The organism is Pseudarthrobacter sp. 1G09 (assembly GCF_050038305.1).
In the GTDB taxonomy this organism is placed as follows: domain Bacteria; phylum Actinomycetota; class Actinomycetes; order Actinomycetales; family Micrococcaceae; genus Arthrobacter; species Arthrobacter equi.
This window is the reverse complement of record NZ_CP188306.1, coordinates 4,042,035-4,062,284: the sequence shown is the minus strand read 5'-3', so window position 1 is coordinate 4,062,284 and position 20,250 is coordinate 4,042,035. Positions and strand designations below refer to the sequence as shown.

Genomic DNA, 20,250 nt, shown 5'->3' with positions numbered 1-20,250 from the left:
ATTTCGAAAAAGCGCCGTGAAGATCCGGAAAGCTATGAATTGGCTGTCAATGTGCGCATTTCCCTCGCCGATGCCACGGAATATCAAGGAAAATAAAGTGTCACGGCATACGAAGGAGTCCGGGTTGAGAAGAGCGGCAGCGCCAAATTATCTCCTTGCACCAGCGGGATCGCGCACGTGGCGGATTCGGCACAGCATAAGGGTCCGGTGGGGCTTCGCCGCCGCCCTGTCCTCGGTGGCGCTCATCGCTGCGGGTTGTTCCTCACCTCCTGCCCCGCCGGACGGAGGAAGCTCCTCCGGGGAGGGCGGTTATCCGTGGCACACCAACATTGTGGCCACCACATTCTGGGTGGGCGAACTTTTCGATCCCAAAGCCGACGACGGCAGCCAGGTCATGTCCACCTACGACTCCGGATGGATGCGGAACTACGGCGGTTGCGACGGAGTGATGAAATCAGGGACCTGCGAGACTGAGCCGCGGACGGAAGCCAACCGCTACATGCCCACCGGCATGACGCCCAAGGAAAACCCCTTCTACCTCGACCTGCCCTACGATGACGTCAACGACAGCAAGGCATTCGCGGAACGGGCCAGCGTCATTCCCTGGGCCAAGGATTCCGCATATGCGGGCCGTGAGCAGGACAAATCATTCAGTTATATGAAGAACCAATGGGTCCGGATCCGCAAGGGAAACCAGGAATGCTACGGCCAGATCCAGGACGCAGGTCCCGGCCAGTACCACGACAAGGAATATGTTTTTGGATCCAATGATGCCCGCCCTGCCAATAAGGAATTCAACGGGGCTGGAATGGACGTTTCTCCGGCGCTGAACGCGTGCCTGGGTTTCGAAGACATTGACGGCGAATCGGACACCGTGGACTGGCAATTCGTGACACGGGACCAGGTGCCGGAAGGGCCCTGGCTCGACATTGTCACCACCAGCCAGGTCCGCTGACCCGGCAGGCAACTCCGGCAGGCAGCCCGCCGCGGCGTCACCGCAGCTTGCCCTCCAAACCTGCGGCGAGGGCCTTGGCGAACTGGCCGGGCTCCTGCTGGACTCCGCTGCACACGTGGCTCGCCTGGCCATCGGCAGCGGCGGCTACGCACTCCCGGTCCCTGTTGAGCGACCACATGGATACCCTCTGGATGCCTTGTTGGACGGCAAAGGAGTTGAGGCCACTGGCCGCGTCCAGCCCGAAGACTTCGCCCGGCAGGTCATTGACGCCGATCATCGGAGTCAGGCCCATCTTCGACCAGATCTCCTGGCTGCTGAGGCTGGTCCCTACCCGTTGGTAGCTGAGGCTCAGCTGATCGTGGGTGGAACCGGCGGCCGCCACCGCCGCGTCCAGCATGCTCTGCGAGGACCCGCGGCTGGACCCGTAGTTCATGGTCATGATGTTGACGCCGGCCAGGTCGACCCCGGCGGCCAGCATCTGGTCCACCACGGCAATGCCGTCGTCGGTCAACCCACGTGGTGATGCCGGGAGCGTGAGCCACACGTCCAGTCCGCCGCCCCACCCGTCCTTTTCTTTTTGAAGGGCGGCCACCGCCGCTGCCCGCCGTTCCCCGGCCGGGCCGTTAAGCAGCGCATCTCCCTCGATGTCGAAATCGATGGTGGAAGGGGAGTAGCGCTCCACCACTGAGCGGTAAGCCGCCTGCAGCTGTACCGGGTCCTGGCATGCGACGGCAAGCTCAGTGTTAACTGAACCGCCAAAGGAAACCGCAATGGCGCCGCCGTTGGACTTCAGGGCGGAGATCCGTTGCTCAAGTTTGAGCGCGTCCCTGGCAGCATCGAGGCTGTAGGCATTGCCCCAGCTGGGAGCGCACGGCTGCGAGGAGTCGGCGACGACGAAGGCCAGGGTGACGTTACGGCTGTCCGGCAGGCCGGTCCCGGCTAAGTCGTACGGCGGGTCAACCGTCACGTCCGCATATCCCGAAAACCACGGTTGCTGTGCCATGCCCGCCTCCGCAATGAAACGCCATAGGAAGAAACCGCCAACCACTACCAGCGTTACGGCTGCGGCGACCACGGCGAGCCGGGTGCTGGAACGCCGGTTGCCCGAAGGCAGGTGCACCCTTCCCGCCCGCGATGGTATAGGGGACGCGGCAGCCCTGCTGACCTGGCCGGTGCCCGGTTTGCCTGCCACATGTCCCCCGCGTTGGTCGGATTTCCTGTCCACTCTCCTGAACCACCATTTGACCATAGGCGCCCCATTTTCAGGCCAGGATTCCTTGCATGACGGGGCGCAATTGCCGGGCAGGCAGCGCCGAGTAGTGGCTTCGCGCGGATACGTAATCAAAAAGCCAAATACGGGTACTGCCTACTCGTGTCCGGGGGGAACGGCCCTCCATAGGCTGAGGCTGTGAACGACTGAACTGGTCGGTGGAGAAACGGGTCTCACCATGGAAATCTCGTCAATGAAGGGCGTTGCCCTCCGATGGCCGTGCGCCGCTGCGGGCAGGTCCGCGCCGTGAGCGGCGAGCATCCCGGTTCCGGGACCGCCGGCCCTGGGAATGGCAAGCTGGCGTCAATGCAGGCCCGTGCTTCGCGCAGGAGGGTGGGCCTCCTTGCCGTGTCCTGGATTGCAGTCATTGCCGTATTGACCGGCGGTGCGTCGCTGATGACGGCCAACGGCGGGGACCGCAGCGGCGTTGCGGTGGGCCCGCAAACTTCCGATCCGCCCACCGCAGGCGCTGCGCCGCTGCTGTCAGTTTCCCTGACGTTCGACGGCGGCCGGTCCAGCCAGCGGGAAGCGGCCCGTATTTTGGCTGATCACCAGCTGCGCGCCACCTTCTTCGTCAACTCAGGCTTCATTGGCGCCGCCGGCTTCCTGAACCAGGAGGACCTGCACAGCTTTGCCGAACAGCACCACGAAATCGGCGGCTACACGGTCACCCTGGCCGACCTCACCGCCGTCGAACCCGGCGAAGCGCAACGGCAGGTGTGCAGTGACCGGGCGAAGCTCAGTGAATGGGGTTTCAAGGTGACCAGCTTCGCCTACCCGTTCGGGGCGTCGTCCCCCGCGGCCGAGGAGATCGTGTCCGGCTGCGGCTACAACAGCGCCCGGGGACTGGACCGGATCCGCAGCCCGCACTCCTGCGAGTCCTGCGCCCCGGCCGAGACCGTACGCCCGGAGGATCCCTTCAACACCCGTGCCACAGCCGAGGTGGGCCGCGACTGGACACTGCAGGGGCTCCAGCAGACCGTGGAACAGGCTGAGGCGGCAGGCGGCTGGCTGCAGCTGGCCTTCTACGACATCGATGACTCCGGAAATCCGCTGTCAATCAGCCCGGCCCTGTTCGAACAGTTTGCCGCCTGGTTGGATGCGCGGACAGGCCAAGGCACCATGGGGGTCCGGACAGTCCACGAGGTGATCGGGAAAGTAGCCAAGCCTGTGGTCCCGGGAGTAACTGCACCCCCTGCCGGCCCGGGCGTCAACGCCCTGCGGAACCCTGGGCTGGAAACACCGGGAAAGTATGGCCTGCCGGAATGCTGGCAGGTGGCAGGCTACGGAGAGAATTCGTCCGAACTGGCAACCCTGGCTCCCGGCTTCCGGGACGGCACGTCCCGGAGGCTGGACGTCACGGGCTACAAATCAGGGGACGCCAAGCTCCTGCCGGTCCTGGACCTGGGAGCCTGCGCGCCCAGCGTCACCGCGGGTCACACCTACTCGCTCCGCGCCTGGTACCAGTCCACGGCGCGGACGCAATTCGCCGTGTACTACCGCAACGCAATGGGTGATTGGCAGTTCTGGACGGCCAGCCCGTACTTCCCCGCCAGGACGACGTACGGGCAAGCGGTCTGGGAGACGCCGCCTGTTCCCGACGGCGCAGAGGCCATCAGCTTCGGGCTCAACCTTTTCAGCGACGGCCAGCTGGCCACCGATGACTACGAAATGTACGACACCGTGGGGGCGCCGCCTCCTGCCCAGTGAGCCCCCATCCCCCGGGGGCCTCCCCAAGATGAATCGAGTGGTAAGCCATGAAAACAACCGGCTGCGAGTCTGTGGAAGAACTGCCTCCCCGCGAGGGTGCCCGGCTGGGACTGCTCCGCCGGGCTAAATCCTTGGTGACCGTGGCGGCCGCCCTGGCCCTGGCAGTCGCCGGCCTGGTGATGAGCCCGCCCGCAGCCCAGGCTGCCGCGCCCACGGTGGTCAGCCTGACGTTCGACGACGGCCACGCGGACCAGTTGGCAGCAGCCCAGACCATGAACTCGCTGGGACTGAAGGGTACCTTCTACGTGACCTCCGGCGTCGTAGATACCCCGAACTACTTCACGCTCGCCCAGGTCCAGGCGCTGGCGGCCGCAGGGCACGAAATCGGCGGCCACACCGTGACCCACCCGGACCTCACCACCCTGCCCAGCGATGAAGCCACGCGGCAGGTCTGCAACGACCGCGTCAACCTCAGCAACTGGGGATTCCGGGTGACCAGCTTCGCCTACCCCTTCGCAGCGGCCAACGCCAGCACCGAGACAATCGTCCGGAACTGCGGCTACAACAGCGCCCGCGGGCTGGGCGATATCCGCACCCGATTCAGCTGCGGCACGTGTGCGGTGGGCGAATCCATGCCGCCGGCCGACCCCTATTACACGGCGGCGCCGGACCAGGTGGAAAACACATGGACGCTGGCGGACCTCCAAAGGAGCGTCACGCAGGCCGAGAACGGGGCCGGCGGATGGGTCCAGTTGACGTTCCACCACATCGCCAACAACCCTTCCGACCCCATCACCATCTCGCCCACCCTGTTTAACCAGTTCGCCAACTGGCTGAAGACCCGCCCCGCCACCACCACGGTCAAAACGGTGGACCAGGTCATCGGCGGGACGGTCAAGCCGCTCGTTTCAGGGCCCGCCGTTCCGCCGCCCGGCACGGGCAACCTGGTCAAGAACCCGGGCTTTGAAACGCTCACCAACGGCGTTCCCCAGTGCTGGCAGCAGGGCGGATACGGAACCAACACCCCCACCTTCAGCACCGTCAACCAGGGCCGGACCGGCAGGGGAGCCCAGGTGGTGATGCGGAACTACGCCAACGGTGACGCCAAATGGCTGCCGTCCCTCGACCTGGGCGGATGCTCACCCGCGGGAACGGCCGGGCACAGCTACAACCTGGGCATGTGGTACAAATCCACGGTTCCAACGCAGTTCGCCCTGTACTACCGCAGCGGAATCGGCTCCTGGACCTACTGGACCTCAAGCCCCTGGTTTGCAGCGGCCACCACGTTCCAGAAGGCGTCCTGGACCACACCGGCCCTTCCCGCCGGGGCGAGCGGCATCAGCTTCGGCCTGAACATTTTCAGTAACGGCACGCTGGTCACCGATGACGCCGAGATGTTCGACGCCGCCGCAACACCGCCGCCGCCACCACCGGCGGCGGGCGCGAACCTCGTGCAGAACGCCGGGCTGGAAACTGCCGGCACGGGCACCCTTCCGCAGTGCTGGCAGACGGCGGGCTTCGGAACCAATACCGCCACCTACGCCACGCTGGCCACCGGGGCGCACTCCGGTACTAAGGCCGTGCGGCTGGTGATGAGTAACTACTCAAACGGTGACAGCAAGCTTCTCCCGTCCCTGGACTCCGGTTCCTGCGCCCCACCTGCCATCGCCGGCAAGACCTACTCGCTGCGGGCCTGGTACACCTCCACCGCCACCACCCAGTTCGCGGTCTACTACCGCAACTCCGCAGGGACGTGGGTGTACTGGACCTCGAGCCCCTGGCTCGCCCCAACCGCCACCTACACGCAGGCAAGCTTCACCACACCGGCACTGCCGGCGGGGGCCACCGCCATCAGCTTCGGCCTCAACCTCTTCAGCAACGGCACCCTCATCACGGACGACTACGCGATGTACGACACTGTGGGGGCTCCGGCGCTGTGATTGCTGTTTCGATCATCTTGGTCCTTGGTGTCAGCACCATCTTCTGGACTCTCGTGGGGCTGGTGCGCCTCGCAGGGGAGAACTCCTGGCTGTTGGAGGATTGGAGACACCGGTACCGCACGTGGCGGTCCGTCAGGGCAGGGTTGCCGGCCGTCGCCGCCAGGCCCCGGAGGGGCCGCCACAGGGGAACCGGCATCCGCATCCTGCCGTCCCACGTCGCCGTGCTGGTGGCCGCCCATAACGAGGCGCTGGTGATCAACGAGACCATCCGCGCGGCGTCGAGGCTGGTACCGCGCCGGAACATCCATGTGGTTTCCGACATGTCGACGGACAACACGGCACAGCTGGCACGCGCAGCAGGGGTTAAGGTACTGGAGCTGGAGCCCAACCGGGGCAAGGCGGGCGCCCTGGCCGCCGGGATTGCGCACTTCGACCTGTGCCGGCGGTTCAAGGTGGTGATGCTGCTGGATGCCGATACGCGTCCCACCGAGGATTACCTTCGGACCGGCCTGCCGCTGTTCGCCGATCCAACGGTGGTGGCCGTGGCAGGGAGGGCGAAATCCATCATGGATCCGCCGTCACCCACCGCCATGGGACGGTTCCTGGTGGCGTACCGGGAGCGCCTGTACATCGTGGTGCAGCTCCTGCTGAAGTACGGGCAGGCCGCGCGCGGTGCCAACGTGGTGTCCATCGTTCCGGGGTTCGCCAGCATGTACCGGACCAGTGCGCTGCAGGAGATCGACGTCGTCGCGCCCGGCCTGGTCATCGAGGACTTCAACATGACGTTCGAGATCCACGCCAGGAAACTCGGCAGGATCGCGTTCCACCCGTCCGCGGCGGTGGCCTATACCCAGGACCCGGACAGGCTGCAGGATTACATGAAGCAGGTCCGCCGGTGGATTTTGGGATTCTGGCAGACGGTCCGGCGCCACCGGAAGCAGACGGGCCGGTTCTGGCTGGTCCTGGCGACGTACATTTTCGAGTTGCTGATGAGCTGCGTCTTCTTTGTGCTGCTGCTGCCGGTGTTCCTCGTCTCCATGTTTGCTGCGGTCCAGGTTACGGCCTTCGGCAGCGACTGGGACGTTGCTGTCTTCCTGTCCGGCCTGTTGCGGCCGCAGGATGTGCTGTTCGGTGTCCTGCTGCCGGACTTCCTGTTGACCATCCTGGCAGCGGTTTCCCTTCGCAAGCCGGGGATGCTGCTGATGGCACCGCTGTTCCCGCTGATGAGGATACTGGATGCTTTCCTGTGCCTCCAGGTACTCCCGAAGGCGTTCTCCTCCGCCTCCACCGGCGCCTGGGTCAGCCCGGCCCGCAGGGTGCAGGGGAAAGAGCTGACCCCGGTGACGGCCGGGAGTGGAGCCTCCTGACAACTGTCAGGAGGCTCCGTCAGACGGCCCCGCTCGAGGTGCTGCCGCCTGCTGTCAGTTGCTGACTCCTGAGGTGGTCTCGACAGTCAGCCACGGTCCGGCCGGAACGTTGGCACGGTCAATGAAGCGCCACGAGACGCGGTCGCTGCTGCCGTCCAGTTCGGCGAAGCCAAGGCAGCCGTTCAGGGCGGGGGAGACGTCCATGCCGGCACCCTGGCTGGCGTCGGCGGAGAAGCTTTGGTTGACCGGGCGTGCGTCGCCGGCCCCGAAGACGTAAGCGGAGTCGTGGTACTCGGAGCCGCTGGAGGGGCCGGCATCCTCGATCTGTCCGTAGCAGGTGCTGCCGTTCGGGCCCGTGATCTGGACCCACCGGTTCTTCATGTAGCTGTATCCCTGGTCCGCGCAGTGGTCCGCCCCGGTGGCGGCGTTATCCGCTGCAGCCCAGGGAATCACCCGGCAACGCTCCTGGAAGGCGACGCCGTCGTTCAGGTCGTCGTACGGCAGGTCAAGGTAGAACGGGTTCTGCAGCGGCTTGGGCTGGTTGAGCGGGAAGTATCCGTTGCTGGCAACGCGCCGTTCGGTGGCGCACTTGAAATCGGCGCCGGAACCGGAGCTCACTCCGTCACATCCGCCGTAGTAGCTGCCGGGGCATCCGGCAGCGTCGGCGGCAACGGTGCCGAGCTTGACCCCGGTGTGCTGGAATGCCCACTGGCTGTTGTAGGTGGAGCAGACCTGCGAACCGTCCGAGAGGCTGGCGTTGAAAATCTCGCCAACCCAGAACGTGGTGCTGATGATGTTGCTGTGCAGGGGGTACGCGCTGCTGCCGCTCCCGGTGGCTGCCGCCGGAACAATGGCGGGAGCGGGAGCCGGAGCCGGCGCTGCCGGGGCCGGTGCCTGGGTGGCCGGAGCGGGAGCGGCGGCCGCAGGGGAAGTTTCCGCCGCGGCGACCGGTGTGCTGCTTGGCGTGGGGGCGGGCGTCCGCTTGGGCTGTGCTTTGTCCTTGGCCGGCGACTCGGACGGGCGCTGTCCGGCTGCTTTCGTGGCTGCGGATGTGGTGGCGGACGACTGTGTGGCCGAAACCGTGAACAGTCCGCCGAGGGCCAGTAGCAGCACTGCTGCAAGAGCTGTGATCAGGTGTTTCATGGGATTCATATCTGTTGGGTGCATGGACTCCGAGACCATGGCGAACCCCCGCGGGCGCGCAAAAGTACCGCGCAGCGGCAACGCTGCGCGTCATCTTTTCTATCGCCCGGGATGGTGGATCGCGGTGGGGGCAGTTACATCAATCGGCGCTCGTCAACTCCCCAGCCGCAGGCGCCGGAACCTGCCCACGCCAACCAACCTTACACAGGCCCGGTCCAGCGCCCGAATCGGGAATACCCGGTCCGGGGCCCGAAAATCCAAGTAGTACACACTCAATCCCTGCCTGAAATGGCCCGATACCGTGTGAGCATCTCGACAACGGTCCTACCGCGGCCACCAGGAAATGCGCCCGGTGGCCCTCACCTAAGACAGGACCATGGACAACGCGGCAGGCAACCACCCTTCTCAGGGAATCATCCGGGCAGCGGAGCTGCATGACATTGTTGTCGCACTGTCAGGGCCGGAACCGGCAGGTGTGCTGATCTCCGGCGCCGGCGGTTCGGGCATGACAACCCTGCTGGACGCCGCGGCCTCCGTCCTGGAGGGCACCTTCTCTGTAGTTGCGCGCACCGCGGCCAGTTCCTTCACCGATGTTCCGTTCAGCATTGCCATGGCGCTGATTCCGGACCTGCCCGCGAAATCGAATGCTTCCCCCAGGTTCCTGGTGCAGGCCTCACGCCAGGCGTTGCGCAGCGCCGGGCCACCGGGGGTGCCTGTGCTGCTGGCCCTGGACAATATAGATTTCCTTGACGACCTGTCGCTCTGGCTCCTCAACAGGGTGGTGTCCGAACCGGACATCCGGCTGCTGGCAACCCACCGTTCCGACCGGCCGCTGCGCATGGAACTCATGGAGTCGGTGGTGGCCCGCCAGCTGTCCGTGGTCAACCTTTCCGAGCTTGGTCCGGAACGGATGCGGGACTTCCTGGAGTCCCGCCTTCAGGGCCGGCCTTCCGAAGGCCTGGTCCGGAATATCCAGGCAGCCTCCGCGGGCAACATGCTGGCCGCGAGGCTCCTCCTTGATGCGGTGGTGGCCGGCGGCGGTTTGGCCTGCTCCGGCGGTGAATGGTCGATGACCCGCGACACGCGCGGGGGAACCCAGATCCAGGAGCTCGTGACGCGCCGGCTGGCCAGGTATCCGCACCAGCAGCGGCAGCTGATAGATTTCCTGGCCGTCGGCGAGCCGCTGTCCGTCGGCGTTGCCGAAGCGCTGGCAGGGAGCGTAGCCCTGGCGGAGCTCCGGTCTGCGGGCGCCGTCCGGATCCAGGACGCCGGGCTGCCGGATCCCGCTGCCGCTACCGCAACCCTCAACCATGTCCTCGAAGCCGGTGCTGCCCTGCAGCAGTTGGCGCCGGACCAGCAGCGTGAACTGCGGCTGGCCCTCCGGGGCCAGATGTCCCACGGCGATGCCGGCTCGCTGTGGGACCTGTTCCGCCGCGTCGCCCTGGAGCAGGTAAGCGGCCTGCCTACGCCGGACGCCGACCTGCTGGCTGTCGCGATCGCCGCCAACGACCTGCATGACAGCCACCGCGCCCGGCACGCAGCCGCGGGGGTGACTGCGCCGGAACTCAGGCTCCCGGCCGGCGTCGAACATGCAAGGGCCCTGTACCTCATGGGGGACATCTATGGCAGCGTCCAGTTACTCAGGCGTTTGCTGGCATCCTCGGACGGCGCGGACAACAGGGAATTCCTGCGGGCGGTCTGGCTGCTGGTGCGGGCGCTGTATCCCACATCCCCGGACCCCAACGTTCTGCATGCCCTCGTTGACGATGCGCGACGACGGGTGGAGGCCGCCGTCGATGCCGAGCCTTTTGGCGGGCAGGAGGCACGGGACGAACTGGACGTCCTGCAGTTGTACCTTGACGCCCAGTCCGGCACCTGGCCGCGCGCCGGGGATGCGCTGTACCAGCGGCTTAGCCGGCAGCACACCATAGGCGCCCCACTGGGCAACGATCACCGGGCCGGCGGGGAAACCGGTGGCCCGCCTCCGTTGCCGACTACCGAAGCGGGTGTGCTGCTCATGGCGCTGGTCTCGCAGGGGCTGGCCGTTGGCGGCCGGTTTGCCGAGGCAGTGGAGTTGTCCACCGCCGCCCTGGAATCCCTGGAACGCCTGGCCCGGTGCACTGTGGACTTCCATGCCGTGGTGCTGATCATCCACGGCTCCAACCTGATCTGGCGGGGCCAATGGGGTGGCAGGGAAATGGTGTGCTCGGGGGCGCCGCGGCAGACAGTGGGCCGGCTCAGCTATTTTGAGGGGCCGGCGCACCTGTACCGGGCTTTTGTCCTGGCACGGCAGGGCAGCCTCGACCTGGCGTGTGAGCATTTCCGGCAAGCGAAGGTGCGTTTCGATGAAGCAGACCCGGAAGGGCTGCTTCCGGTCACGCTGGGTGGACTTGCCGCGGCCGCGTGGCTGCTGGGAGACGTGGGGCAGGTCCGCCGCGCCTTGGCAGCCTACGACGCGAGACGGCAGTCCGGCAGCTATCTGGCTGCCCGGCTGGCGGACAGTTACTCTTCGGCGGCCCGTTCGGTGGTGAGCGGTGCAGGCTTATCCAACCGCAGGCTGCTGCAGTTGGCGGATACCGCTGGCAAACGGGGACACCGCGCCCTGGAGAACCTGAATCTGGGGCTTGCGGCACGGATGGGAGCACGCGGAGTGAGGTCCCAGGAGGTGGGCGTGGCGGACCTCGTCTGGAGCGTGCCGCCGGCAATGCTGGGAGAGCCGCAGGACGACCTGCCGGCGTCGCATCCGGAGGCAGCTTTCCCCGGGTACGACGATCCTGAGCAGGACGATGTCCTGGGCGCCGGGGCCGTGCCGCCGGCGGGGACCACTGCTGCACGGCCCCCCGCTTCCCTCCCTGACCTCGGCAAGCTGTCCAACAGGGAGAGGGAAGTGGCCGGGCTGATAGCTTCCGGACTGAGCAGCGCGGAAGCGGCTGTCCGGCTGGGGATCTCCGTGAATACAGTCAACGCCCACCTGCAGCGCACCTACGGAAAGCTCGGGGTTTCGAGCCGGCAGGAACTTTCCGAGGTGTGGAGCCACGGAGAGGATTTCCCGTAGTAGCCGGGCTCGCCAGGAAGGTCGCTCCAACACATTCCCCCACAAAAGGGGCCCCGCCGGTGTGGGCTGCAGTGCAGCTCTCCGGCCGGGCCCTGGTGGTGCCGGGCGTCCCCGCTATAGCGGCAGGGACGTCATGAGTACCGAAATCGACACGAGGCCAAGGACGCACCAGACGAAGGCCAGCTGCCACATCTTGGCTTGGCCCTTCCGGTGGCTTCCATGCCACACCCGCTCCATTTCCTGAGCATCCATGCAGCAATTCTTGGCGGGGGAGTGCCGCTGCGAAAGGGTGGCCGCCACCCTTCTGCGGGTAGGGGGCACTCCAATCACCCAGATGCTACTTACGCATCCGGGGGCGCGCGGAAGGCGGTCCGGAAGCTGGCCGCGGGGACGCTCGGTCCTTGCGGATGCGGGGCGCGGATAACCTGTGGGTATGAAGAACCTGGACCTGAACCTGCTGCCCCCTTTGCAGGTCCTGCTGGAGCTCAAGAACATCTCCCGGGCGGCGGAACGGCTCCAGCTCAGCCAGCCGGCCACCAGCGCGGCGATGGCCAGGCTCCGGCGGCATTTCGACGACGAACTCCTCGTCCGCAACGGCCGCACCTATGACCTCACGCCCTTTGCGCAATCCTTGGTCCCGCTGGTTGATGAAGCCCTGCTGCACATCCAGCGTGCCACCCGGGTGCGGTCAGGCTTCGACCCCGGCACCAGCGAGCGGGAATTCATCATCGCCGCCTCGGACTATGCCGCCGCGCTGATTGTTGGCCCCCTGCGGGGGATCCTCCGTGAGGAGGCTCCCGGAGTGTCAGTGGATTTCATGCCCACCTCCAAATCCGGGATCCAGGGCCAGCTGGCCGACTACTCGAAGATCGACCTTCTGGTGGGACCCACCGGGTACCACATGCAGGGTGCCAGCAGGCAGCTTTTCCGGGACAGCTTTGTGGTGGTCGCGGACGCCGGGAATCCCCTGCTTCAGCAGCCCCGGCTCACACCGGCAGACCTGGTCACGGTGCCGCACGCCGTCGGGTATTTCGGCGAGGGCGTCAGCACCCCGGCGGACAAACTCTTCGAGTCGCTGGGCCTCCAGCGCCGGGTGGCCGCCGTGGTGGCCGGGTTCCTGTCCCTGCCGCTGCTGGTGGAGGGGACGGATCTTGTGGCGATGGTCCCGCGGATGCTGGCCGCACGCGCCGGGCGCGGGGCCAATATCGCGGTCCTGGAATTTGCAGACGGGACCGAGGCATCCCTGGTGGAGGCCATGTACTGGCATCCGTCCCAGACGGAGGACCCGGCAAGCGTTTGGCTGCGGTCCGTGGTCCAGCGTTCGTGCGGCCGGCTGCAGGAACTCTTCCCAGTCAACGCCCATCCCGTGGCCATCCACGCGGCGGGTACCCCGTAGACCCATGGCATGGACCGGCTCCCGGAGGGGGTCCCCGCATAATTCTTCCCTGTGACGGGGTGGTTGCGCAGCCGTAGACTCGTGCTGGAACGAGCCGTGCAGCGACTCAAGCAAACCCAAGGAGGACTGTTATGAGCAATGCAACCACCAGCCCCGAGGCGGCGGCCGCCGCGCAGACCCTGTTCCGGGTGGCTCTGGGAGGAGTGCTCGTGGCTCACGGATCCCAAAAACTCTTTGGCTGGTTCGGCGGAGGAGGCGTCGAAGGCACCAGTAAGGGCATGCACGCCATGGGGTTCCGCCCCGCTAAGACAAGCGCCGTCCTTGCGGGCGTAGGTGAAGCAGGAGCCGGGCTTGCCTTGGCCCTGGGGTTGGCCACCCCCGCCGCCGGCGCCGCTGCCGCAACCACCATGGGCGTAGCGGCCAGCGTCCACGCCCCGAACGGTTTCTTCGCCCAGGAAGGCGGCCTCGAGTACCCGGCCGTGCTGGGCCTGGCAGCCGCCGCCTTCACGATCGGGGGATCCGGACTCTACTCCCTGGATGCGCTGACCGGCCACGTCTTGGACCGGCCGTGGATGCGGATCACCGCTTTGGCCGCGATCCCCACCGCCATCGCAATCCAGGTTTCCCGCCGGCGGAAAGCCCTCGCTGCAGACGATGCCGCTCCGGCCGCCGGCGCTGCCGCGGAAGACGCCTGAGCCGTACCCCGCGCAGCGCCCACGCCGCCAGATCCGTTGCGATCACCCGGGCCCCGGGCTCTGCCGGCAGGAGCGCCTCCGCGGCGCCTGGCCTTACCCTGCTCCGGTGACCACCGCAGTCCGGCCCTCCAACTGGAGGGAAGCCACCTAGATTCCGGAAGGAGCCGCAGCGGCGACCCGGTTGCGGGGGCGGGTCCGGGCTGGGACCCGGGTCAGGGCCTCGCGTCGGCTGCCCACGGTGTTTTGGATGCTTCCGATGCCTTCGACGGTCATGAGCACCACGTCGCCGGTTTTCAGCGCCGGAGGAGTCTGGGCGCCGTTCCGGCCCCAGAGTTCGGCGAGGCAGCCGCTGCCACATGTGCCAGAGCCCAGTACATCGCCCGGCCGAACCACCGAGTCCTGCGAGGCGTAAGCGACCAGCTCCGCGAAAGGCCAGCCCATATTGGAGAGCAGGTCCTGGCCGATCTGTTTGCCGTTGACCTCGACGGACATGGAGATCGACAGGAAGCCCTCGGCGTCATGGCGGTCCTCGAACTCGTCCGCTGTGACGATCCATGGGCCCAGGGTGTTGGCGAAGTCCTTTCCCTTGCACGGCCCCAGGCTGACCTTCATCTCGCGGCGCTGCAAATCCCGGGCGGACCAGTCGTTGAGGACGGTGTAGCCGAAGATGTGCCGGTGCGCCGCGTCCGCGTCCAGGTTCCGGCCGTCGCTGCCGGGAACGCGCCCGACGACGGCTGCCACCTCAGTCTCGAAGTCCAGGTCAACGCACCCGGCCGGGATCCCAATCACCTCGCCGGTGCCGGTCACGGTGTGCGGGTTGGTGAAGTAGAACGTGGGCGCCTCGTACCATTCGGGCACCACGCCGGCGACGCCGTCGATGCTCTTCCGGACGCCCTCAACGTGTTCCTCGAAGGCCACAAAGTCGCGGATGGTGGCCGGCGCCAGCGGGGCGAGCAGCTGCACACCCGCCAGCGGAACCGCCGCGCCGGAGCCGATGGTCCGCCGGGCAATGGCCAGCGTCTCCTCCAATCCGGCGTCCAGCAGGGCTTGCACGTCCTGTCCCGCAGGCAGCGGATGGCAGGCGCCGTCGCTGACAAAGCCGGACTGCGTCCCGCCGTCGTGATTCCACCGGGCAATCTTGACCATGAATCTGTTCCTTAGGCTGGCTGGCTGGCGGTACGGGTTGACGCTGGGGTGATGCCGAGGGCGGCGGCGTTCCCGGCGAGGACCCTGGCCTGGTCTTCCGCCGGAAGCTGCGCATCGACAACCTCCGCCACAGGCTGGTCCGAACCCATGTCGAACGGGTAGTCGGAGCCCAGCAGCACCCGGCCGGGGCCGGCGGCGGCCACGAGGGCCGCCAGTTCGGCCGGGCTGTGCACCAGGGAATCGAAGTAGAGCTTTTTCAGGTAGGACGACGGCGGTTCGGCGCACCCGTGCGCTTCGGGCCGGACCCGCCAGGCGCGGTCGGAACGGCCCAGGGTGGTGGGCAGGTACCCGCCCCCGTGTGCGGCCAGGACCTTGAGGTCCGGATGGCGGTCCAGGACGCCGGAGAAGATCAGGTGGGACAGGGCCACGGCGTTTTCGGCGGGCTGGGAGACCGTGTTGGCGAGGTAGAAGCGGTCCAGCCGCTCATCCAGTGAGCAGCCGAACGGGTGCAGGAACACCAGGGCGCCCAGCTCCCCGGCCCGGGACCAGAATGGTTCCAGCCGCGGGTCACTCAGCTCAACGGTGGTGCGGTCCCCGCCGGGGGTGGCGGCGAAGGAACCGATTTCCACGCCGAGCAGCCCGCATTCCAGTACCGCGTGTTCCAGTGCTTCCACCATGAGGTGCGGGTGCTGCAGCGGAACCAGGCCAAGGCCGTTGAGGCGGTCCGGGGCGCGGTCCACGAAGTCCCGCACGGCCTGGTTGGCTGAACGGGCCAGCTGGAGCGAGAGTTCCTCACCGGCGAAGTAGTAGAAGTGCGACGGCGACGGCGAGACCAGCTGCACCTCCACGCCCTGGGCGTCCATGTCCGCAAGCCGGCGGTCCAGGTCCGTCAGCTGCGGCCAGCGCTCCTTGATCATTTTCCCGGAGGCGGCCATCGATTCGGGCCCGTTGCGACGCACCTCCAGCCCCTGCTGGGCACCGAAGCCCTCGGGGTCGGCCTCGGCCACGAGTTGCTGCAGGGCCGGAAGCAGGATGTGGGCGTGGACATCCACGGTGGGCGCTTGAACAGAAATGGTGCTCATGCGGGTTCCTTCAGCATGGTGGAAAGTGAGTACATCAGGCCGGGCACATTGGCGTCGCGGACGCCGTCGAGCATCCACTGGCCCAGCTGGACGGAGGCGTTCACCACGGCCTTGGCCCGGTCCAGCCGGCGGTCGGTGAATTCCTTCCACAGCGTCTCGGTGAGGTCGTCGGCCTGGATCAGCAGCTCAGCCAGGACGGCCGCGTCCTCCAGTGCCATGGCCGCACCTTGTGCCACCGTGGGCGGGCAGCTGTGCGCGGCGTCGCCGACGATCACGGTGCGGCCGCGGTTCCATGGGCCGTCCACCAGGTGGGTGGTGAACCACGTGTAGTTGATGCGCGCGCTGTGGTCCAGGTTGGCGCGGATTTCCTTCCATGGGCCGCCGTAGGCTGCGGCGAGTTCGGCCATGATGCGGGGCCCGTCCTCGTGCTTGCGCTCCTGGGCCTTCTCCACCAGGTAGGCGTAGATGGTGTCCGGGCCGGTGGGGCAGTAGCCAGCGATGAAGCAGGGGCCGCCGTAGGTCAGGTCGGTGCGGACCACCTCGTCGGGCCGCTCGACGAAAGCGCGCCAGATGCCCATGCCCGTGGGCCTGGGCTCGACGTCGATACCGATCGCCTTGCGGACGGCGGAGTGCAGCCCGTCAGCGCCGATCAGGAGGTCGTAGCTGGCGGCGGTGCCATCGGCCGTGCGTACGGAGACGGACCCGCCGTCGTCCGTTATCTCCGTGACGCTCTTGCCGTAACTGATGCGTGTGCCCGCCTGCTCGGCGCGTTCGCGGAGGATGGCGGTGAGGTCCGGCCGGTACATGCCCATGGTGGCCGGGAGGTCATCGCCGCCGGTACGGATGTCCTCAAGGACTGCCAGGACTGTGCCGTTGGGGTCCGGGGCGCGCAGGCCCAGGGTGCTGAACCCGTAGCCCTTGGCCTCCACCTGGTCCCAGACACCGAGCTGCCGGAGGACCCGGAGGGCGTTCCCCTGCAGGGTGATTCCGGACCCGAGCGTCTGCGGGGCGTCTGCCTTTTCCAGGATCTCCACCCGGATTCCTGCATCGGCCAGGAGGATGGCAGCGGCCAGCCCGGCGGCTCCCGCCCCCACGATTCCGACGTTCTGTACTGCTGCCATCGCTGACTCCTTTGTATTGACGGCGTTACTGCTGGTGGTTGGTGTACTGAAGCTACCGGACTGCAACTACCGGACGGCGATCGGGTTGACGGGTGAGCCGACGGCACCGGTAATGGGCAACGGGGCTGCGGTCAGCAGGAAGTCGTACCTGCCGTCCGCCGTGCACGCCTCCGCGAGAGCGTCCGGATCCCACATCTCGCCGAGGAACAGTCCCAGGTTGGGGATGGCGATCTGGTGGAGGGGCTGGAACGCGCCGTCGAACTCGTTCGGACGGACTTCGAAGCCCCAGGTGTCGGTGGCGATCCCGGCGATTTCGCTGCGGTGCAGCCAGGGTGCGGTGCTGAAGGACAGCCCGGGAGCGGCGCCGCCGGCGTAGTCGCCCCAGCCGTCGCGCCGGACGCGGGTGTACTGGCCGGTACGGATCACCACGATGTCGCCGCGTCGCACTTGGGAACTGGGACCCTGCAGTTCGATGGTCCGCTGGAGGTGTTCCGGTGTGATCGCAAAACCGTCCGGCAGTTCGCCGTCGTCCCGTCCCAGCTCGGGGCCGAGCGCCCGGCCGACGTCGAGCAGCACACCCCGGGTGGCGATCTTGGCCGCGGCTGTTTCGATGCCGGTCACCAGATCGCCTTCGGAGGTGACCACGTCCCCGGCGGCGCGGCCGTTCCAAGCCTTGCCCTGGTCGAAGATGTGGCCCAGGCCGTCCCACTGGGTGGAGCACTGCAGCGGCATGGCGATGACGTCGTCCGCCCCGCCGAAGCCGTGCGGGAAGCCCTGGTTGCCGCGTTCGGCGTCCACCCCCGTGTCCGTCATGGTGTGGACCGGGTTGGTGCGGCGCCGCCAGCCCTTCTGGGGGCCGTTGGTGTCGAACGGCTGGGACAGCGAGAACGCCTCGCCGGACTTCACCAGGGCCGCTGCCTCGACGCGCTTGCCGGGGTCGATGAAATTCAGGGTGCCCAGGACGTCGTCCTGGCCCCAGCGGCCCCAGTTGTTGTGGGCCGCTGCCATGGCGCGGATGCTGCCGAGCGGGTCTTCACGCCGGATAACCGGGGAATCGGTGGATTCCCCGGTGCCGGGTGCTGTGTCCTGGGTGGTCACGGCCTGCTGCTTTCGGTGGGAGTTTCGTCCTTGCAGTGGATGAGCTGGGTGCCCAGTCCGGTGATGGTGCCTTCCATGACGTCGCCGTCTTGGAGGAACCGGCCCCAGTGCTGGCCGTTGCCAGCTGGGCTCCCGGTCAGGACCAGGTCGCCCGGACGCAGCGGCATGATCTGCGAAGCCTCGCTGACGAGCTTGGCCACGCCGAAGATCATGTCCTGCGTTGACTCGTCCTGCATGGCCTGGCCGTTGAGCTTCAGGGTCACCTGGACGTCCTGGGGGTCGCCGAAGAACTTGGCCGGAACCAGCAACGGACCCGTCGGCAGGAAGCCCCGCGCGTTTTTGGCGCGGTACCAGTCCGAACCAATGGCCGGCATGTCCTTGCGGAACACGAATTCCCGCGTAGTGATGTCGTTGACCATGGTGTAACCGAAAACGTACTCCAGGGCTTTCTCCGGGGTGACCCGGAATGCCTCTTTGCCGATCACGGCCGCCAGTTCCAGTTCCCAATCGTCTGACTTGCTGTAGGACGGCAACGTGAGGTCGTCCGTGGCGGAAGCGACCGCCGTCGGGAGCCCGATGAAGAAGTACGGCGTGCCCTGGCCCGCGCGCTTGTCCATCATGGCTGCCGTCTTGGCCCGGACTTCCTCCGCATCCTGCCCTGCCTCGCGGTGTGCCACTGCCAGGTCGATGACGTGCTTGCGGTAGTTGGCGCCGGTCTGCAGAACCTGGGCCGGCTCAACGGGTGCAAGGATTTCGACGGCGGAGCGGTCCAGTCCGGTCTGCTCGCCTGCGGATGCGGCAAGGGAGTCCAGCTGTGACTCGGTGGTGTCCCAGTGCTGGATCAGGGAATTGATGTCCGAATCCAGCGGCAGGACGCGGTCGCCAACGAGCAGGCCCGAGCGGGCCTTGCTGTCGCCGGGTTCCTGGAAGCGGATCAGCGAATAAGTGGTTTCAGCCATGGTGACTTAGCCCCGGCCCTGCTGGGCGTAAGGGTTCAGGAGTGCTTCCTTCATGTCCGGGGAGGCGCCTTCCTCAGTGGCCGTGAAGCCTTCGGCGGGCGGGAAGGACTCGGTCATGGAGTGGGGCATGGCGCCGTTCTTGTAGAAGTTGTTCGAACCCTCGGACGGCTTCCAGGTGTTGGCTTCCCAGTCCGGAACGTAGTTGCGGTAGCCGCCGGAGTTGAGCTCAACGCGCATGCCGGACGGGTCACGGAAGTAGAGGAAGTTCTGCTCGCCCACGCCGTGGATGGAGGGGCCGTACTCCATGGGGGTGCCGTTTTCCATCATGACGTCCGCGGTGCGGAGCAGGTCCTCGGTTGCGTCCACCCAGAAGGCGATGTGGTTGACGCGGCCGGGGCGGTTGGAGGTGTCCAGGACGACGCCGAGGTCGTGGGACTTTTCGTTGGTGGTCAGGACCGAGAAGACGGTGATGGGGGCTTCGTCCAGGTCCACGAATGCCATGACGCGGAAGCCGAGGGCCTCGTTGTGCCACTTGGCGAAGCCGCGGACGTCCGAGCTGGCGACGGTGACGTGGTCGAGGAAACGCGGGGCGGCCGCGTGGCTGCTGCGGCGCTCGGGACGGTCCGGGTAGGTGGATTCAAAGCCGGGCTCGGCCACGAACTTTTCCACCTCATAGAACAGGCGCATGTGGTGGCCGTAGGGACCGGTGAACTCGTAGGCCTTGCCGTAGCCGTGGCCGCCGGCGGTCCAGGCGCCCTGTACGCCGGTGGTTTCGATGCGCTGGGCGGCGGCTTCGAGGGCTGCCTGCGAATTGGTGCGCCAGGCCATGCGGCCGAGGGTGGCCTCGGGGCCTTCGGTGATGACCAGGCTGTAACGGTAGTAGTCGCCCCAGCAGCGCAGGTAGACGTTGCCATCCACCCGGTCAATGATGCGCATTCCGAACTTTTCCTCGTAGAACTTGGCCGAGGCTTCGACGTCGGGGGTGGTGATCTCAAGGTGGGCAAGATGGGAGAGGGGAGTTTCCACGTTGAATTCCTTCTGTGCACTGGCTGCTTCTGTTTCGTGCAGGTCCTGTAACCACTGTGAGCCACTTCATGTATTTGGGAAAGGATACTTTTGCTATAGCAACCATCCGTCGCGCAAATAGCTGGAATGAGTATCGGGGATCCGGGACGGGCGTTGGATGGGCCTGAACTTACGAGCCACGACTCTGCCGGCCGGGCTGGATCCGGGGCTTGTTCGAGCATCTGAGCCTTGTGGCCCCGGCCCCGAACAAGCCCGCGAACAAGCCCGGGAGAAAGCGGCCTGCCGAA

At 66.7% G+C, this 20,250-nt stretch carries 16 protein-coding genes; 7 read left to right on the top strand and 9 right to left on the bottom strand.

Annotated features, from left to right (window positions below; translation table 11 throughout):
• Nucleotides 1-331: 331 nt before the first annotated feature.
• Nucleotides 332-955 carry a hypothetical protein gene (locus ACP3TD_RS18790; protein ID WP_426764499.1) on the top strand — a complete coding sequence of 208 codons (624 nt, stop codon included), beginning with the start codon at nucleotides 332-334 and terminating at the stop codon, nucleotides 953-955.
• Between the two features lie 37 nt (nucleotides 956-992).
• Here ACP3TD_RS18790 and ACP3TD_RS18785 read toward each other — a convergent pair whose 3' ends face one another.
• A complete protein-coding gene (locus ACP3TD_RS18785) occupies nucleotides 993-1,958 on the bottom strand; it encodes a chitinase (RefSeq protein ID WP_426764497.1) in 966 nt (321 codons plus the stop codon).
• A 573-nt stretch (nucleotides 1,959-2,531) separates the two neighbouring features.
• On the opposite strand from ACP3TD_RS18785, the gene ACP3TD_RS18780 reads away from it, so the two are divergent.
• Genes ACP3TD_RS18780 through ACP3TD_RS18770 form a run of 3 tightly spaced genes read left to right on the top strand, consistent with a single transcriptional unit; the run spans nucleotide 2,532 to nucleotide 7,242 of the window.
• Nucleotides 2,532-3,935, top strand: coding sequence for a polysaccharide deacetylase family protein (locus ACP3TD_RS18780; RefSeq protein WP_426764496.1), 1,404 nt, complete (start codon nucleotides 2,532-2,534; stop codon nucleotides 3,933-3,935).
• A gap of 47 nt (nucleotides 3,936-3,982) precedes the next feature.
• Nucleotides 3,983-5,875, top strand: a complete 1,893-nt coding sequence (locus tag ACP3TD_RS18775; RefSeq protein WP_426764495.1) for a polysaccharide deacetylase family protein — start codon at nucleotides 3,983-3,985, stop codon at nucleotides 5,873-5,875.
• Complete coding sequence (locus ACP3TD_RS18770; RefSeq protein ID WP_426764494.1) at nucleotides 5,872-7,242, top strand: glycosyltransferase family 2 protein; 1,371 nt, start codon at nucleotides 5,872-5,874, stop codon at nucleotides 7,240-7,242. The genes ACP3TD_RS18775 and ACP3TD_RS18770 overlap by 4 nt, the downstream gene beginning before the upstream one ends.
• Nucleotides 7,243-7,296: 54 nt before the next feature.
• Here the strand turns inward: ACP3TD_RS18770 and ACP3TD_RS18765 are convergent, their stop codons facing one another.
• Nucleotides 7,297-8,385: a hypothetical protein gene (locus ACP3TD_RS18765; protein ID WP_426764493.1), complete on the bottom strand. Its 1,089-nt coding sequence runs from the start codon at nucleotides 8,383-8,385 to the stop codon at nucleotides 7,297-7,299.
• Between the two features lie 376 nt (nucleotides 8,386-8,761).
• On the opposite strand from ACP3TD_RS18765, the gene ACP3TD_RS18760 reads away from it, so the two are divergent.
• A complete protein-coding gene (locus ACP3TD_RS18760; protein WP_426764492.1) occupies nucleotides 8,762-11,440 on the top strand; it encodes a helix-turn-helix transcriptional regulator in 2,679 nt (892 codons plus the stop codon).
• A gap of 114 nt (nucleotides 11,441-11,554) precedes the next feature.
• Here ACP3TD_RS18760 and ACP3TD_RS18755 read toward each other — a convergent pair whose 3' ends face one another.
• A complete protein-coding gene (locus ACP3TD_RS18755; protein WP_156368405.1) occupies nucleotides 11,555-11,692 on the bottom strand; it encodes a hypothetical protein in 138 nt (45 codons plus the stop codon).
• A gap of 181 nt (nucleotides 11,693-11,873) precedes the next feature.
• Between ACP3TD_RS18755 and ACP3TD_RS18750 the strand changes: the two genes are divergently transcribed.
• Nucleotides 11,874-12,836: a LysR family transcriptional regulator gene (locus ACP3TD_RS18750; protein ID WP_426764491.1), complete on the top strand. Its 963-nt coding sequence runs from the start codon at nucleotides 11,874-11,876 to the stop codon at nucleotides 12,834-12,836.
• 131 nt (nucleotides 12,837-12,967) lie between these two features.
• Nucleotides 12,968-13,531 (top strand): DoxX family protein, encoded by a 564-nt coding sequence (locus tag ACP3TD_RS18745; RefSeq protein ID WP_426764490.1) that lies wholly within the window; start codon nucleotides 12,968-12,970, stop codon nucleotides 13,529-13,531.
• 147 nt (nucleotides 13,532-13,678) lie between these two features.
• On the opposite strand, the gene ACP3TD_RS18740 is transcribed toward ACP3TD_RS18745, so the two are convergent.
• The 6 genes from ACP3TD_RS18740 to ACP3TD_RS18715 all read right to left on the bottom strand — a co-directional run bounded on the left by ACP3TD_RS18740 (nucleotide 13,679) and on the right by ACP3TD_RS18715 (nucleotide 19,963).
• On the bottom strand, nucleotides 13,679-14,677 hold the full coding sequence (locus ACP3TD_RS18740; RefSeq protein ID WP_426764488.1) for a fumarylacetoacetate hydrolase family protein: 999 nt from the start codon (nucleotides 14,675-14,677) through the stop codon (nucleotides 13,679-13,681).
• Nucleotides 14,678-14,688: 11 nt separating this feature from the next.
• A complete protein-coding gene (locus ACP3TD_RS18735; RefSeq protein WP_426764486.1) occupies nucleotides 14,689-15,759 on the bottom strand; it encodes an amidohydrolase family protein in 1,071 nt (356 codons plus the stop codon).
• Nucleotides 15,756-16,880 carry an FAD-dependent monooxygenase gene (locus ACP3TD_RS18730; protein WP_426764485.1) on the bottom strand — a complete coding sequence of 375 codons (1,125 nt, stop codon included), beginning with the start codon at nucleotides 16,878-16,880 and terminating at the stop codon, nucleotides 15,756-15,758. Before ACP3TD_RS18730 ends, ACP3TD_RS18735 begins: the two co-directional genes overlap by 4 nt.
• Nucleotides 16,881-16,946: 66 nt before the next feature.
• Complete coding sequence (locus tag ACP3TD_RS18725) at nucleotides 16,947-17,978, bottom strand: cyclase family protein (RefSeq protein WP_426764484.1); 1,032 nt, start codon at nucleotides 17,976-17,978, stop codon at nucleotides 16,947-16,949.
• The gene (locus ACP3TD_RS18720; protein WP_426764483.1) at nucleotides 17,975-18,937 is read right to left on the bottom strand and encodes a fumarylacetoacetate hydrolase family protein; all 963 of its coding nucleotides are present in this window, start codon (nucleotides 18,935-18,937) and stop codon (nucleotides 17,975-17,977) included. Before ACP3TD_RS18720 ends, ACP3TD_RS18725 begins: the two co-directional genes overlap by 4 nt.
• A gap of 6 nt (nucleotides 18,938-18,943) precedes the next feature.
• Nucleotides 18,944-19,963, bottom strand: coding sequence for a VOC family protein (locus ACP3TD_RS18715; RefSeq protein WP_426764482.1), 1,020 nt, complete (start codon nucleotides 19,961-19,963; stop codon nucleotides 18,944-18,946).
• Between the last annotated feature and the right edge of the window lie 287 nt (nucleotides 19,964-20,250).